The following is a 16,011-nucleotide window of genomic DNA, read 5'->3' on the forward strand; positions in this document are numbered from 1 at the left end:
CTCACGGGCCCCGCCTTCACCGCCGGCCCGCGCTCACCTGGGCCACCTGGTCGGCGCTGAGCTCGTAGGCATACATCCGGAAGTCGTCGATCAGCCCGTCGAAACGCGGATCGCCCCAGCTCGTCCCGCCGATGAAATTGGCCGTGGTGCTGCCACCCACCCCCACGTCGCCCAGATCGAGGGGGAAGTCGGTGCGTACGGCCTGAAGGACGCCGTTGAAGTAGATCTTCCCGACCGTGCCGTTCATGGTGAACGCCACGTGCGTCCACTCGTTGAGCGGCAGGTCCCGGCCGGCGCCGAGAACGAGCCGCTCCTGCGCCGGCGCCCCGGGCGCCTTGAACGTCGCCCCGAAGCCGGTGGTCCCGCCGTTCGTGGCCGACTGGAGCAGGAAGAACGTGTCGGTGCTGCTGCCGATCTGCACCAGCGGCACCCAGTTCGGCAGGGTGTCCGGACGGGCCCGGAAGGAGACGGTGAAGCTCTGGTCGAGCCCGGCGTCGATGTTGTCCGGCATCCGGATCTGGTTACCCGAATCGGGGGCACCGCCCGGCAGCGACACCGTGCCGCCGGTCCCCCAGGAAGTCGCACCCTGCAAGGTCGCGGCGCCGATCGAGGTCTTCGTTCCCGAGTTGGCGGCGGAGGTGCCCTGGCCCTCGTCGAAGGTGTAGCGGACCGGGGCGCCCTCGTTGTACATGGCCGCCACGTCGGCCGCGCTCAGCGTGGTCGGGTACACCCGGACGTCGTCCATCAGGCCGTCGAACGCCGCGTCGCCGTAGCCGTTGCGGCCCAGCCAGTTGTTGGCGGTCGGGCCGATGGCGCTCATGTCGATGGTCAGGTCGGTCCGGGTCGCGATCGCCTCGCCGTTGAGATAGAGCGTGCCGGCCGTGCCCTGGCGGGTGAAGGCCACGTGGTTCCACTGCCCGGCCGCCACGTCCCGGGCCGGGCTGGCGTACACCCGCTCCTCGGTGGCGCTGTTCTTCGCCTTGAACGTGGCCGCGAGCCCGGTGCTCCCGGCGGCCTGGGTCTGCATCTGGATCTGGAAGTAGCTCCCGGCCGAGCCGAGCCCGTCACCGATGTGGAACAGGCCGGTCCAGTTGCTCTTGGTGTCGGGGCGCACCCAGAAGCCGGTGGTGAAGTTGGCCGCGCCCTGGAGCAGGTTGTCCGGCAGGTCGACCGCGTTGGCGGTGCTGCCGCCGGGCAGGTTGACCGCCTTGCCGAGGATGCCGTTGCCGGACCAGCCGGTGGTGCCGGTCAGCACGGCCGGGCCCACCCCGCCCGTGCCGCCGGTGTTGGCGGCCGAGGTGCCCTGTCCCTCCTCGAACTCGTAGCGGATCGGCACCCCGGACGTCGCCGGGGCGTCGTCGCCCACCACCACCAGGTCGTCGATCATCAGCGCGGCCCCGGTGCCCGGAGCCCGCAGGGTCAGCGTCTGTGCGGCCGACGCCGCGGTGAAGGTGCCGACGTACGTGCCGAAGGGGCCCGACGAGGGCAGCGCCGTCGTGGCGGTGAGGGTGGCGTTCAGGTTGCCGGCGGTCAGGACGGCCGTGGCCGCGCCGGACCCGGCCGATCGGGTGTCGCGGGCATAGCGCAGCGACACCCGGTACGTCGTGCCGGGAGTGAGGTCGCTGATCGTGCGGCGGATCTCGCCGGCGGTGCCCAGGCCGAGCTGATAGCCGGTGAGGCCGAGGCCACCCTGACCGGCGGCGGCGCCGCGCACGAGCTGGACCGGCCCGGTCACCGTCCACGGTGTCATCCGGCTGCTGCCGGCGGCGACGTCGACCACGGTGGGCGGGTTGCCGGTCCGCCACTCGGCGGGCACCCGCGGATATTCGAACGCGTCGACGATCCGGGGGTTCAGCTGCGCCAGTTTCACCGTGGGGTCGATCTGGACGATCTTCGCGATCGACGGGGTGCCGTTGGCGTCGAAGACGAACAGCATGTAGGAGCCGGGCGGCGCATAGGTGCCGTTGGCCGGCGCCGTGACGGTCACGGTGCCGCCGGACTGGCTGAACGCCAGGTCCTGGAAGTTCTGGTCGTTGTTGAAGCCGTGCGTCACCGACCCGTTGCGGACCAGCGTGACGCGGGAGACGCCGCCGGACGCGGTGACCGCGAAGTTCCCGTTGTAGCCGATCTTCTTGGGCGCGGCGCTGATGACCGGGCGGGTGGCGGGCTGGTCACCGTCGAACAGGTACACCGGCGAGTAGTACTCCACGTCGGTGTAGTTGCGCGGCCCGGGAGCACCACCGCCGCCCATCATCACGCGGCCGTCGGGCAGCAGCAGCGCCGCCGAGTGGTAGAGCCGGGCGTGCTGATAGGGCACGGCGACCTCGCTCCAGTCACCGGAGTCCGGGTCCCAGATCTCGGCGTTCGTGACGTATCCGCCGTTGCCGTTGTTCTCCCGGCCGCCGCCGGTCACGAGCACGTCGCCGTCGGGCAGGACCGTCGAGGTCGCCCAGTGCCGCTGGTACTTCATCGGGTCGGTGGCCGCGATGACCGGGGTGGCGGTGCCCTGGGTGATGTCGACCGTGAAGCCGGCGCGGGCGCCGTCGGGACCGCCGCCGTTGCCCCACCAGCCGCCGCCGACCTGGAGGATCTTGCCGGGGCGGTACATGGTGGCCGTGGAGGTGGCGCCGACCGGGTTGCCGTTGGCGCCCTGGTTGGCGATGCCGCCGGGGAGGGTGCCGCGCAGCACCAGGCGGCCGGTGCCGTTGTTGCCCTGCGGGTCGAGCTCGAACATCTGGGTGCCGCTGATGGTGAAGAGCGTTCCGCTGCCCGGGGCCACGAACGCGCGGGGATACCACCACCGGTTCTCGTCGGCGCCCGGGTGGTCGGAGCCGCCGTCGCCGTACGCCGCCGGGCTTCTCGCGCCGTCGAGTGTCTTCCAGCCCGAACCCGAAGTCGGGGTGTAGATCTCCGGGGTCAGCACGCCGGGGCCGCCCGGACCGCCGCGCAGGCTGCCGCCCTGCACGACGACGTCGCCGTTGGGCATGGTGGTGCCGGTCGGGTACCACCGGGGATAGTTCAGGGGCGCCTCGTTCTGCAGCCCGTTGTTCGTGGTGTAGCTGGTGACACCGATGGCGGCGTCGTTGGGGCTGTTGCCGCCCAGCCCGTCGTCGCCGCCGACCGTCATCGTGGAGTGGTCGTGCGGGCTCTGCACCTGCATCGAGCAGAACAGGTCGGTGTAAGTGAGGTTGGGCAGGATGCCCGCCCGCACGTTGGCCAGGGTGCGCGCCTCGGCCGGATCCCAGACGTCGACCTCCATGTGGCCGCCCTGGGTGATCGAGGTGTCGCCGGTCCAGTCGTACGGCGTGGTGTCGGTGCCCCAGCCGCCCACGCTGCCGAACGACTGCACCTTGCCGTCCGACGTCAGCGCCATGTTGATCGGCATCAGCGGCCACGGCGTGACACCGCTCCAGGCGCCCTCGCGGTCCTTCGTGGGTGGTGAGCAGTCGGCGGTCAGCAGCCCGGCGGCGTAGGCCAGGCCGTTGCGCATCTGGGCCCGCATGTACGGCTCGGCGTAGGCGGTGCCCTCGTGCCCCATCGCGGTGTACCAGGACCGGCCACTGTCGATCCGCTGGCACCAGGTGACCGGATGCGAGGTTCCCTGGCGGCCGCCGCCGTACGACGCCTCGTCGGCCTCGATCAGCGTGCGGACGGTGGGTGCCGGGTTGACGACCCAGTCGTACCATTCGTCGCTGCGGGTGATCGTGGCCGGCACGCCCTGGGTGAGCGGGTGGGCGGCGTTCTTGACGACCACCCGGCCCGGCCGGACGCCGGGATTCTCCGGATGTCCCTCGGAGACCGCGCCGACCAGGCGGGCGTAGAACGGGTTGACGTCGTGCTCGCTCTCGCCGACCGACCAGCCGGTGTAGTGCAGGCCCATGAAGCCGCCACCGCCGCGGATGTACGACTCGAGGGCGGCCCGCTGGGAGGCGTTGAACAGCACGCCGCCGGTCTGCGCGAAGACCACGGTGTCCCGGGCGGCGAGGTTGGCGGTGGTGAAAGCGCCCGGGTCGTCGGTCTCCTGGATCTCCACCGGCTGGCCGTACTGCGTGCCGAGCTCGGCCGCCAGGTCGCGCACCGCCTGGCGCGCCTGCACGTTCGACGCGTGGAAATTGGGCTTGTAGAACAACAGGACGTTGAGCCGGCCGTCGTCGACGGCGGCGGCCCGGGCCACGGCGGCCGAGGCCGACCCGGTGATCAGCGAGAGCGCGGCGACGGCCGCGACGAGAAGGGCAGACCTGCGAGGCACTTTCATGAGAGATCCCTCCTTGGAGGGCCTGACCGTAAGATGCCCATCAATGCATAGTCAAGAACTGAATCCATGCATGCGAATTTTTCGAGCGACAGTTCTCATATGCGAACTCAATGCAGACAAGGGCCGGCCCCGCGGGGCCGGCCCTTGTCGAAGTACGGTCAGCGCAGCTCGGCGATGACGGTCTTGAGCTCGGTGTAGTCGTCCAGGCCGAACGAGCCGAGCTCGCGGCCCCAGCCCGACTGCTTGAAGCCACCACGAGGCAGGGTGACGTCGTCGGCGTGCCACGTGTTCAGCCACACCGTGCCCGCCCGCAGACGGGCGCCGACCCGGTGGGCCGTGCCGATGTTCGACGACCAGACGCCGGCCGCCAGCCCGTACACCGTGTTGTTGGCCGCCGCGACCACCTCGTCCTCGGTGTCGAACGGCACCGCGGTCACGACCGGGCCGAAGATCTCGTCGGTCTGCACGGCCATCCGCTCGTCGACCGAGGTGATCAGGGTCGGTGACACGAAGAAGCCACGGTCGCCGAGCGGGTCGGCGCTGCCCGCGTTCAGCACGGCGCCCTCGCTGACCGCGCCCCGGATGTAGCCCAGCACCTTCTCGTGCTGCTCACGCGAGACCAGGGGGCCCATCTGCGAGGACGGGTCGAAGCCGTCGCCCACTTTGATGGCGCGCGCGGCCGCCGCCACCCCCTCGACGACCTGGTCGAAGACCCCGCGCTGGACGTAGAGGCGCGAGCCGTTGACGCAGCACTGCCCCTCGTTGAAGTAGCCGCCCAGCACCGCGCCGGCGATGGCGGCGTCGAGGTCGGCGTCGTCGAAGACGATGTTGGGGGCCTTGCCACCGAGCTCCAGCGAGACCTTCTTGAGGTTGCCCGAGGCGGCCGCGGCGATCTTCTTGCCGACCTCGGTGCTGCCGGTGAAGGCCACCTTGTCGACACCGTGGTGCTCGACCAGCGCGGCGCCGGTGTCGCCGAAGCCGGGCAGGATGTTCACCACGCCGCCGGGCACACCGGCCTCGAGCAGGAGCTCGCCGAGGCGCAGGGCGGTCAGCGGGGTCTGCTCGGCCGGCTTGAGGATGACCGTGTTGCCCGCGGCGAGCGCCGGCACGATCTTGAAGCAGGCCATCAGCAGGGGGAAGTTCCACGGCACGATGCCGGCGACGACGCCGACCGGCTCCCGGCGGGTGTAGGCGTGGAAGTCGCGGCCCGGCACCGACATCGGAATGGTGGTGCCCTCCATCTTGGTCGCCCAGCCCGCGAAGTAGCGGAACAGCTCGGCCGCCACGGCGATGTCACCGTCGCGGGCGGCCGCCACCCGCTTGCCGTTGTCGAGCGCTTCCAGCTGAGCGAACTCGCCGGCGTGGGCCTCGATCAGATCGCCGATGCGCCACAGCAGGTGGGACCGGTCGCGCGGGGTCATCCGCGACCACGGCGACGGCGACTCGAACGCGGTGCGGGCCGCCACGACCGCGCGGTCCACGTCCACGGCAGAGGCCTGCGCGACCTGGACCAGCTCCTCCTCGGTCGACGGGTTGACGGTGGCGAACGTTCTGCCGTCCTTCGCGTCCACCCATTCGCCGTCGATGAGCAGTCGCTTGGGTGCGGACAGGAATGAGCGGACGGCGGGCAGGAGAGAGGACATGATGGCCTTCCGGGTCATTTGATGATGGAGACTTTCGAACCGTCGAGGGTGAGCGCCACGGCGACGACGATGATCACGCCGTAGAGGATCTGCTCGTAGGCGGACGGCACACCGACGATCGGCAGGCCGACCCGCAGCAGCGTCACGACGAGCGCGCCGGCCAGGCTCCGCCAGACGCTGCCGTGGCCGCCGGTGATGGCGGTGCCGCCCACGACGATCGCCGCCACCGCCGGCAGCAGGAGGTTGTCGGCCATGGTGGGCCCGCCGCTGAACTGGCGGGAGACCAGCATGACGGCGGCCAGCCCGGCGCAGGCGCCGGAGACGCCGAACGCGCCGATCTTGACCAGGTCGACCGGCGTGCCGGCCAGCCGCGCGGCCGACTCCGCATAGCCGGTGGCCGAGATCCAGCTGTGCAGCGGGGTCACCTTGAGGACCACGGCGATGACGGCCACCACGATGACCGCCACCGCGGCCGACATCGGCACGTAGCCACCGACGTACAGGTCGAGCCACTTGATCGTCGAGTCGTCCACGACCCGCACGGTGCCGGCGCCCGAGACGACCAGGGCGAGCGCGGACAGGATGCTCAGCCCGCCCAGGGTGACGATGAACGACGGGATCCGCAACAGCACATGGGCCGCGCCCTGCACCACGCCGATCACCGCCGCCACCACGATGACGGCCGGCGTGGCCAGGGCGCCGAGATTCGGCAGCCACAGCGCCAGAAAGACCGTCGACAGCGAGGCCAGCGCGGCGATCGACAGATCGATCCCGCCGCAGAGGACGACGAGCGTCGCCCCCGCCGCCAGCACGATGAGAGGCGCCGCGGTCCGCGCCACAGCGGTCAGGCTCCGCTGAGTCAGGAAGTCGGGGTCGGCGATGGTCAGCCCGGCCACCAGCACGGCCAGGGCGATGAGCGGCATGAACCCAGTCAGGCGGCGGCCGCCCCGGGCGGCGGCGGGCTCGGTGGCCGGTGGCGCGGCGACTTGTGTGCTCACACCATCTCCTTCACGAGATCGAGCGGGCTCGGTTTGCCGCCGGCCGGACAGGGGACCTCGGCGGCCAGGCGGCCGTCGCTCATGACCAGGATCCGGTCGGCCATGCCGATGGCCTCCTCGAGGCTGTCGGCCAGCAGCACCGTGGCGACGCCGCCGGCGGCGAGCTCGCGCATCAGCCGGTACACCTCCGAGCGGGCGCCGATGTCGAGGCCGCGGGTCGGGTGGTCCAGCAGGAGCAGCCGGATGTCACCGCCGACGAGCCACCGGGCGAGGACCACCTTCTGCTGGTTGCCGCCGGACAGCCGCTGTATCGCAGTATCGCGGCCCGGCGTGCGGATGGACAGCCGCTGGATCCAGCGGTCGACGAGCGTGGCCTGTTTCCGCGGCGCCAGGAACGGGCCCGTGCACCGGGCCTTCTGCTTGGTCAGGGTCATGTTCTCGGCCACCGACATCGCGCCGACCATGCCCTCGGTCTTGCGTTCGGCCGGCACATAGCCGATGCCGGCGGCGCACGCGGCCCGGGTGGTCGGCAGGTCGATCCTCTCGCCGTCCATCCGGATCTCGCCGGCCGTGGTCGGCTCGGCGCCGAACAGGGCGCGGCAGATGTCCTCGCGACCGGATCCGTGCACGCCGGCGATCGCCACGATCTCGCCGGCGGCGACGTCCAGGTCGATGTCGTGGAACGTCCGGCCGGACAGCCCGCGCACCGACAGCCGGGGTTGTTCCGACTCGACCCGGGCGGCCGCGTTCTCGTGGTAGTGGTCGTCGGATCCGGTCGATCCGATCATCATCCGGTGCAGCTCGCGCGGGACGGCGCCGGCCGTGCCGACCTCGCCCACCGACCGGCCGCCGCGCAGCACGACGACGCGGTCGCAGACGGTCAGCACCTCGTCGAGCCGGTGCGAGACGAAGACGACCGAGGCGAACTCGCGCAGCCGCCGGATCTGCGCGAACAGGGTGTCGATCTCCTTCGGCTCCAGCACCGAGGTCGGCTCGTCCAGGATGACGACCGGCGGGTGCTGGCTGCGCTCCTCGATGCGCAGCACCTTGGCGATCTCGACCATCTGCCGGTCGGCGAAGCTCAGCGAGTCGGTGCGGGCCAGCGGGTCGATGTCCGACCCGATCTTGTCGAGTTGTTCCTGGGCCAGGCGGCGCAGGGCGTCCCAGCGGTAGAAGCCCCGGCGGACCGCGGCCCCCTCGCTGCCCAGGACGATGTTCTCGGCGGCGGTCAGGTTGGGCACCAGTGACTGTTCCTGGAAGACCATGCCGATGCCGTGGCCGGCGGCCTCGACCACGCTGCGCAGTTTGACCGGCCTCCCCCGGACGAGAATCTCGCCCTGGTCCGGGGTGACCAGGCCGACCAGCGCCTTGAGCAGCGTGGACTTGCCGGCGCCGTTCTCGCCGGCCAGGCCGATCACCTCGTGCTGGCGGACAGTCAGGTCGACGCCGTCGAGGGCCTTGACGCCCGGGTAGTGCTTGACGAGGCCGCGGACCTCCAGTGCCGGCGCGCTCACTTGACCACCTGGTTCCTTCGACGCTGCGGGATGACCGCGGCCGCGACGGCGGCCACGACGATGAGGCCCTCGACGCCGCCCTGCCAGTAGGGGCTGACGCCGACCTGCACGAGGCCGTTCGTGAGCACCATGACGAGCAGGACGCCGACGGCGGAGTGCAGGACCCCGCCCCGGCCGCCGGTGAGCAGGGTGCCACCCACCACGGCGGCGGTGATGGCGGAGAAGTCGTAGCCGTCGCCGGCCTGGACGAGCCCGGCCCCGAGCTGGCTGGTCACCATGACCCCGCCCAGGCCGTAGAAGGCACCGGCCAGGGTGAAGACCGCGACTTTGTACGGCTTCACCCGGACGCCGGAGAGGGTGAGCACCTCCTCGGCCCCGCCGATCGCGTAGGCGTACCGCCCGAGCCGGGTGTACCGCTGCAGCAGCCAGCCCACCAGCACGCATGCGGCGGCGATCCACGTCAGATAGGACAGGCCGAGCAGCCGCTCGACGGCCAGGCCCTCCAGCAGGGCGTCGGAGATGTTGGGCTGGACGCCGGCGAACATGAGGGTGGCGACGCCGAGCCCGACGGCCGACACCCCCAGCGTGGCCATGAACGAGGGCACCTTCAACAGGACCAGGGCCAGGCCGCTCAGCGCACCGAACGCGCCGCCCAGCATGACCGCGGCCAGGATGCCCAGGATCCCGAAGTCGTTGTCGTTGCGGTTGTTGGCTACCAGCAGCGACACGGTCAGGGCGGAGGCGCCCATCACGCCGGCCGCCGACAGGTCGATCGAGCCCATCATCAGCACGAAGGTGATGCCGCAGGTGACCACGGCCAGCACGGCCGCGGCGTCCACGATGTTGCGGACGTTGTCGGCGCTGCGGAACTGCGGGCTCCAGGCCGCGAACATCAGAAAGATGACGACCAGCGCGACCGGTGGCCCGGCGTCCCGCAACGCCGCTCCCCGCCGGGTCCGGCGGCGAGGAGCGGCGGCGACCTCGGATGTCACGGTCATGTCAAGGGCCCGGCCACACGGTTGAAGACGTTGGCGCACTCGAAGTCGGCCGGGTCCGTCTTCGGCTGCGCGAAGTCGGCCGCGTTCTCCTTGGTGATCAGGAACTGCTCGGCGAAGAAGGCCCGGTTCTCGGGGGCGATGTCCGCGACCGCGAGCTTGCCGGTGGCGGCGCAGAAGCCGATGGCCAGGCCGATGCCGCCCTGCCAGGCGCCGTCGCTGGAGACGGTGGCGGTCATGTCGCCCTTCTGGACCGCGCTGACCGCGTCCGGCACGGCGTCGATGCCGACGACCGCCACCTTGCCGGCCCGGCCGGCCTGCTGGAGCGCCTCCAGGGCGCCGAGGGCCATGTCGTCGTTGGCGGCCCAGATGCCCTTGAGCTTGTCGCCGTGCTTGGTCAGCAGGGTCTTGGTGACCGTGAGCGCCTCGGCCCGGGAGAAGTTGGCCGCCTGCTGGTCGAGCAGCTTGACGCCGGTGTTCTTGGCGAGCGAGGCCTCGAGGCCCTTGAAGCGGTCCTTGGCGGCGGCGGTGTCCAGCACGCCTTGCAGCGCGATGATGCCGCCCGAGCCGCCGATCGCCGTGGCCAGCGCGTCGCCGATCTGCTGGCCCGACTCGACGCCGTTGTAGGTGATGTGGCTGAGCCAGGTCTTGTGGTCGGCCGGCTTCAGGTCGGCCGGCTTGTTCCACTGGGTGACCAGATAGGCGCCGGCCTGGTCGGCGCCCTTGACGATCGGCGCGGTGTCCGAGTCGCCGTTGGGGAGCACGTTCATGACCAGGCACTTGGTGTCGCCGGCGAGGATCTGGCTGATCTGTTCCTGCTGCTTGGTGGAGTCGCCGTCGTACGTCAGGCGCTCCTGGGTCAGACCGACCGTCTTGGCGAACGCGTCGCCGCCGGTGAGCCACGAGGCCTCGTACGGGTTCGACTCGTTGCGGACCTGGCCCACCAGCCGGACGTCCGACGGTGCGCAGGCGCCGCCGCCGGCGGCCTCATCTCCTCCGGCGGCTTGCTCGCTGCAGCCGGCGAGCGCGGCGGCGACCAGGGACAGGCTGACTATGGCCACGATGGGCTTCATGATGATCCTCTACTTCGTCGGTGGCGCTTCGTCGGTGGCGCTTTTTCGGTGGAGGCGGGCATCAGCGGGCCATCCAGCCTCCGTCGACGGCCAGGACGTGGCCGTTGACGTAGTCGGCGGCGGCCGAGCTGAGGAAGACGGCCGCTCCGGCGATGTCGGAGGCGTCTCCCCAGCGGCCGGCCGGGATGCGGTCGAGGATGGCCCGGGAACGGTCGGGGTCCTCGCGGAGCGCGGTCGTGTTGTCGGTGACCATGTATCCGGGTGCGATGGCGTTGACCTGGAGGCCGAGCGGCCCCCACTCGTTGGCCAGGGCCTTGGTGACGCCGGCGACGCCGTGCTTGCTGGCGGCGTACGACGCCACGCGGAGCCCGCCCTGGAACGAGAGCAGACTCGCGATGTTGACGATCTTGCCCTGCCCGCGTTCGGTCATCGGGCGCCCGAACGACTGGCAGAGCAGGAAGAGCCCGGTCAGATTGATGTCGACCACGCGGTCCCACGAGCCGCGGCTGACGTCCACCGAGTCCGCGCGGTCGATGACACCGGCGTTGTTGATCAGGATGTCGACCGGGCGGCCGCCGTTGACCGCGCCGGCCGCCCGCTCGATCGCGTCGTGGTCGGCGACGTCGAGATCGACCACCTGCACCTCGCGGCCGAGACCGGTCACCTGGTCGCGCGTGGCCGCCTGGCTGCCCGGCCGGCCCAGCAGGACCAGGTCGGCCCCGGCCCGGGCCAGCCCGAGGGCGATGGCCCGGCCCAGGCCGCGGCCGGCGCCGGTCACCACGGCCCGCCGGCCGTGCAGGTCGAACGGCGAGCCGGTCACAGGTCCTCCAGCGCCACCGGGGTCAGATCGGTGTAGTCGTTGTTCTCTCCGCCCATGGCCCAGATGAAGGCGTAGGAGCCGGTGCCGACCCCCGAGTGGATCGACCACGGCGGCGAGATGACGGCCTCGCGGTCGCGCACCACGAGGTGGCGGGCGGCGCCGGGCCGGCCCATCAGGTGGAAGATCCGGTCCTGCTCGTCGAGACCGACGTACATGTAGACCTCGGTCCGCCGGTCGTGCAGATGCGGCGGGCAGGTGTTCCACACCGAGCCGTCGGCGATGACGGTCACGCCGAACTGGAGCACCGCCGTTCGCAGCTCCTGCCCCCAGGCGTACCGGTAGAGGCTCCGCTCGTTGGCGCCCTCCGGCGTGCCCAGCTTGACCGGCTCGATCGCCGCATGGCTCAGGAGCACGGTGGGGTACGTCGCGTGGGCCGGGGCCGAGACGAAATAGAACGCGGCGTCGGGCCCCTCGAACACCACCTCACTCCCCCGGCCCACGAACAGGCCGTCGAGGTAGCGCAGCTCGAACTTCTCGTTGTCGACGAACACGTGGCCGGACTGGCCCACGTTGACGATGCCGAGCTCGCGGCGGGCCAGGTGCGACGTCGCGCCCAGCACCTCCCAGGCCGGCAGCCCGAGCTGGCCGTCGCCGGGAACGGCCCCGCCGACGACCAGCCGGTCGTCGTGGGTGTAGACCCCGCGCACCTCGCCGGCGTGGAACAGGTCCTCCACGAGGAAGTTCTTCCGCAGGTCCGCGTTCGTCGCCGTCTCAACCGCCGAGGGCGATGCGGAGTACCTAACCTCGATCAACGGTCTCTCCTCGTTTGTGAACCGCGTTCAGCTACGTGAACTGACCGCGACCATACCTATGGCGCAGACCACAGGTCAAGGGACGGAAATCTGTTCGCCTATGTGAACTGGTGTAGGGTGCAGGCGTGATGGAAAGCAGCGGAAGCTCCGCCACCGCCCAGGTCAAGTCGGCGGCCCGCGTCCTCGACCTGCTGGACGACATCGCCGCCCACGGCCCCGGCACCCAATTGCAGCTCGCCACCCGGCTCGGCATCCCGAAGAGCAGCCTGCACGCGCTGCTGCGCACCATGTGCGCCCGCGGCTGGCTGGACACCGACGAGACCGGCAGCGTCTACCGGCTCGGCGTCCACACGCTGACGGTCAGCTCGGCCTATCTCGACGGCGACCCGGTGATCTCGCGCGCCGGCTCCGTCATGGACGAGATCGCGACGGCCACCGAGGAGACGGTCCACCTGGGACGCCTCGAGGGTGCGGAGATCATCTACACCGCCAAGCGCGAGTCGAAGCACCCGCTGCGCATGTACTCGGCGGTGGGCCGGCGCCTTCCCGCCTACATGACGGCGCTCGGCCGGGCGATGCTCGCCGAACTGCCCGGCGAGGACCGTGACGCGCTGGTCCCCCACGAGATCAAGCCCGTCACCACCCAGACCATCACCGACCGGGACGCCCTGCTGGCGATCATCGAGAAGGCCGGCCAGCTCGGCTACGCGGAGGAGAGCGAGGAGTCCTGCCTGGGCGTGCGCTGCTTCGGCGTCACGCTGCCCTTCTCACACCGGTCGATGGACGCGCTCAGCGTCGCCGTCCCGATCAGCCGCCTCGACCAGGCGCGGGAAGATTTCATCATCGAGACCCTGCTGAGCGTGAAGGCCCGCCTGTCGGCGATGCGCGGCAACAGCCTGGTGCGCTGACGCGCCGCGCACCGCCGGAGGGCCTCAGTGTTTCTCGAGTCCCGCCAGCACACCGGCCCGCGAGGCGTCCTCGCTGGCCAGCACGCCACCGTTGGCCACCGAGTCGGCCGTGATCTCGGTGAACACCATGCGGACGTCCTGCTGCCGCGCGCCCAGGATCTCGACGGCACTCTCCGCCACCGCCCGGGCGAAGGCCTTGCGCTGCTCCAGGGACCGGCCCGCGAGCAACTCGACGGTGATGTTAGGCATGGCGCCCTCCCGTATCGATCGTCCAAGTAACGGACTTCAGTTCACTGTTGTGAACGGACGCTACCGTTCGTTCGGAGGAGTGGCAATGGATACAGTGACCACATAACCACAGTGATGCCACGGCCGGACCGCGCGGCGACCGTTCTGGGCGGCCCGACGGCGGTCATCAACCTCGGCGGCCTGCGGATCGTCAGCGATCCCACCTTCGACGCCCCCGGTCCGCAGGGCTATCTGACCAAGATCGAGGGCCCGGCATGCCCGGCGGAGGCGGTCGGCCCGGTCGATCTCGTCCTGGTCAGCCACGACCAGCATCCCGACAACCTCGACACCGCGGGCCGGGCCTTCGCCGTCGCCGCCCCCAGGGTCTTCACCACACCGGAGTCGGCGCCGAGGCTCGGCTCCCGGGCGGACGGCCTCACGCCATGGTCCAGCCGCACGGTCGGCGACCTGACCATCACCGCGGTTCCCGCCGTCCACGGCCCCGAGGACGGCGACCCCGACGCCGACGGCAACGTCAATTGCCCGGTGACAGGCTGGATCCTGTCCGGAGACAGCCTCCCGACGGTCTACATCAGCGGCGACAACGCCTCGATCCGCACCGTCGCCGAGATCTCCCGCCGCGTCCCCCACATCGAGGTCGCCATCCTGCACGCCGGTGCGGCCCGGGTCCCGGCCAAGTTCGGCGGAAGACCGCTGTCACTGACCGGCGCCGGCACCGCCGCCGCGGCCGCCGTCCTCGGCGTGCGCGCCGTGATCCCCGCCCACTACGACGGCTGGGCGCACTTCTCCGAGGGTCTCCCCCAGATCGAGACCGCCTTCCGCGAGGCCGGCATCTCCTCCGCGCTGCGCGTCACACCGCACGGATCGTGGACCGGCTTCTGACGCGAAGCCGGCGGGAAGTTTTCCCTATCCGCTCCCGGTCCCGTCCGCTGTGCTGGACGGCGAGGCGCGAGCAGAGGGGAGACCTGCCAGATCACGAACCGGCACGGAACCTTCCGGCCGATGGCCGTGGAATATCTCGATTACTCGGGCGAGATGCTCGATCCGTTGAACGCCAAGCTGGACATGACGGCCGAGGACATCAAAGAAGATCAACGCCTCCAGGAACTGTACGACTACCGGGACCACGCGGACGCCTACCTCGTGCTGATCGACGGGCACAAACTCCGCCTCATGCTGTCCCGGGACGCAGAGCTCGACGGCTGGCTCGAGAACTATCTGTCCCAGCAACTCCAGGTGATCGAGCACCGTCGCGACCACACCGGAGCCCGCCCTCCGATGCACCTGGTCATCACGAAATGGGACCTGCTCGACGGGCATGTCGTCGACGGCGAGCCGGTCACCCTCGGCACGGTGGCCGGCCTCATCACCCGGCAACCCACCTTCGCCGGCCATTTGGCCAGCCGCCGCCACGACGGGGACAGCGCGGTCCGGTTGATCCCGGTCAGCGTGACCGGCCCGTTCGCCGCGCTCGACGAGTGCACCGGGGTGGTGGTCAAGGTCCCCGGCCAGCCGGTGCTGCCCTGCAACCTGGACATCCCGTACGTCGCGTTGCTGCCGGACACCCTGCGATGGCGGATGGATCAGATCGTCACCGATCTCCGGTCACCGGCCGACGACCGGGCCGCCGAGCGGCTGAGACGCAACGCCGACCGGTTCGTGTACGCCCGTGAGGTCACGGTCACTTCAGGCGCGCCGGTGGCCCGGTGGATCGCCCGCCGCGTGCTCAAACGGCGGGGCGGGCAGGCCGAGGCCCTGCCGGCCGCCACCGCCGAGATGGCGCAGGGTCTCGTCGATCAGCTCGGCGCCTTCTTCGAGACGCGCGAGCGACTGACGAGGGAGCGCCTGGAGACCCTGGAGAAGGAGCACCGCGACCGCAGGCTCGCCGTCGCCACCGAACGTGACGCGTTCGCGCTGGCCCTGGAGTGCTTCACCGCCCACCTTCAGGCCTTCGAGGACAAGAATCCCGAGTCGGTGCTGACCACCGGAGGACATCCATGAACACGTCGAGCACGGCCACCGTATGGCCGTTCGCCATCGTCGAGAGCAGACTGATCGTGTCGCCGGACTTCCTGGTGGAACGCGGCCGGTCCGACGCCCGGATCCGCCGCCTCCTGATCAACCAGGCCCGGGTCGACCAGGCGCGCGGCCAGGCGCTGCACCGCTCCGTCCTCACCATCGCGGACCGGGAGCGGTTCGCACTGGCCTATCGCTACGTGCCCGTGCCCGGCGGCGCCCGGGACGAGGCCACGAGACCACTCCACATGGCCGAGGGCCTCATCTGCGACCGGCCGGACGCGGCCATCACCGACGAGACGCTGGACCGTTCCCGCGACCAGCTCCGGGAAGCGCTGGAACGCTACGTGGCGCACGGCTGGTCGGGCCCTCCGGCCGCTTCCCACGGCGAGCCCTTGAACGGCGCGGCGCCGGCCGCGGAGGCGGCATCCACGCCACCAACCCCGCGACGGTGGCAGGACACCGGCCGGCCGGCAGTGCTGACCGCATTGATCGCGGCGACCGCCGGTCTGGTCCTCCTCGTGCTGATGATCCGGCGCTTACTTACCGCATGACCGCTCGCTGAGGAACGCCCGCACCTCAGGCGAATCGACAACGGCGCCCCAGACCGGGCTGAAGAAAAACGGCCTCTGGCGCGTCGCCTCTACCTCACCGCGCGGGGATGCGGGACGCTAGGGAGAACATCCCGCCGGCATCGGACTCACCGTGGTCGCTCGGAAAGCAGCCGA

General features: G+C 70.8%; 13 protein-coding genes. 4 read left to right on the forward strand and 9 right to left on the reverse strand.

What is annotated here, in order from left to right; translation table 11 throughout:
- Positions 1 to 16: 16 nt before the first annotated feature.
- The 8 genes from ACQP2X_RS25475 to kduI form a co-directional block, all read right to left on the reverse strand.
- Positions 17 to 4,255 carry a LamG-like jellyroll fold domain-containing protein gene (locus ACQP2X_RS25475; RefSeq protein WP_498686056.1) on the reverse strand — a complete coding sequence of 1,413 codons (4,239 nt, stop codon included), beginning with the start codon at positions 4,253 to 4,255 and terminating at the stop codon, positions 17 to 19.
- Between the two features lie 158 nt (positions 4,256 to 4,413).
- Entirely contained in the window at positions 4,414 to 5,898 is a 1,485-nt protein-coding gene (locus tag ACQP2X_RS25480; RefSeq protein ID WP_498686057.1) for an aldehyde dehydrogenase family protein, read from the reverse strand.
- A 14-nt stretch (positions 5,899 to 5,912) separates the two neighbouring features.
- Positions 5,913 to 6,896, reverse strand: coding sequence for an ABC transporter permease (locus ACQP2X_RS25485; protein ID WP_498686058.1), 984 nt, complete (start codon positions 6,894 to 6,896; stop codon positions 5,913 to 5,915).
- Positions 6,893 to 8,410 (reverse strand): sugar ABC transporter ATP-binding protein, encoded by a 1,518-nt coding sequence (locus ACQP2X_RS25490; RefSeq protein WP_498686061.1) that lies wholly within the window; start codon positions 8,408 to 8,410, stop codon positions 6,893 to 6,895. Before ACQP2X_RS25490 ends, ACQP2X_RS25485 begins: the two co-directional genes overlap by 4 nt.
- A complete protein-coding gene (locus tag ACQP2X_RS25495) occupies positions 8,407 to 9,408 on the reverse strand; it encodes an ABC transporter permease (protein ID WP_498686062.1) in 1,002 nt (333 codons plus the stop codon). Before ACQP2X_RS25495 ends, ACQP2X_RS25490 begins: the two co-directional genes overlap by 4 nt.
- Complete coding sequence (locus tag ACQP2X_RS25500) at positions 9,405 to 10,478, reverse strand: sugar ABC transporter substrate-binding protein (protein ID WP_498686064.1); 1,074 nt, start codon at positions 10,476 to 10,478, stop codon at positions 9,405 to 9,407. The genes ACQP2X_RS25495 and ACQP2X_RS25500 overlap by 4 nt, the downstream gene beginning before the upstream one ends.
- A 61-nt stretch (positions 10,479 to 10,539) precedes the next feature.
- The gene (gene kduD / locus ACQP2X_RS25505; protein WP_498686066.1) at positions 10,540 to 11,298 is read right to left on the reverse strand and encodes a 2-dehydro-3-deoxy-D-gluconate 5-dehydrogenase KduD; all 759 of its coding nucleotides are present in this window, start codon (positions 11,296 to 11,298) and stop codon (positions 10,540 to 10,542) included.
- A complete protein-coding gene (gene kduI, locus ACQP2X_RS25510) occupies positions 11,295 to 12,110 on the reverse strand; it encodes a 5-dehydro-4-deoxy-D-glucuronate isomerase (RefSeq protein WP_498686069.1) in 816 nt (271 codons plus the stop codon). The genes kduD and kduI overlap by 4 nt, the downstream gene beginning before the upstream one ends.
- Positions 12,111 to 12,238: 128 nt before the next feature.
- Here kduI and ACQP2X_RS25515 point away from each other — a divergent pair, with 128 nt between their 5' ends.
- Positions 12,239 to 13,018 carry an IclR family transcriptional regulator gene (locus ACQP2X_RS25515; RefSeq protein ID WP_498686070.1) on the forward strand — a complete coding sequence of 260 codons (780 nt, stop codon included), beginning with the start codon at positions 12,239 to 12,241 and terminating at the stop codon, positions 13,016 to 13,018.
- A 24-nt stretch (positions 13,019 to 13,042) separates the two neighbouring features.
- Here ACQP2X_RS25515 and ACQP2X_RS25520 read toward each other — a convergent pair whose 3' ends face one another.
- Positions 13,043 to 13,267, reverse strand: a complete 225-nt coding sequence (locus tag ACQP2X_RS25520) for a tautomerase family protein (protein WP_498686071.1) — start codon at positions 13,265 to 13,267, stop codon at positions 13,043 to 13,045.
- A 114-nt stretch (positions 13,268 to 13,381) separates the two neighbouring features.
- On the opposite strand from ACQP2X_RS25520, the gene ACQP2X_RS25525 reads away from it, so the two are divergent.
- The 3 genes from ACQP2X_RS25525 to ACQP2X_RS25535 all read left to right on the forward strand — a co-directional run bounded on the left by ACQP2X_RS25525 (position 13,382) and on the right by ACQP2X_RS25535 (position 15,837).
- Entirely contained in the window at positions 13,382 to 14,149 is a 768-nt protein-coding gene (locus ACQP2X_RS25525) for an MBL fold metallo-hydrolase (RefSeq protein ID WP_498686072.1), read from the forward strand.
- Positions 14,150 to 14,269: 120 nt separating this feature from the next.
- Positions 14,270 to 15,268, forward strand: a complete 999-nt coding sequence (locus ACQP2X_RS25530) for a hypothetical protein (protein WP_498686074.1) — start codon at positions 14,270 to 14,272, stop codon at positions 15,266 to 15,268.
- Complete coding sequence (locus ACQP2X_RS25535; protein WP_498686075.1) at positions 15,265 to 15,837, forward strand: hypothetical protein; 573 nt, start codon at positions 15,265 to 15,267, stop codon at positions 15,835 to 15,837. The genes ACQP2X_RS25530 and ACQP2X_RS25535 overlap by 4 nt, the downstream gene beginning before the upstream one ends.
- Positions 15,838 to 16,011 lie beyond the last annotated feature (174 nt).

Origin of the sequence: Actinoplanes sp. CA-131856 (assembly GCF_050956135.1) — a bacterium.
Classification (GTDB): domain Bacteria; phylum Actinomycetota; class Actinomycetes; order Mycobacteriales; family Micromonosporaceae; genus Actinoplanes.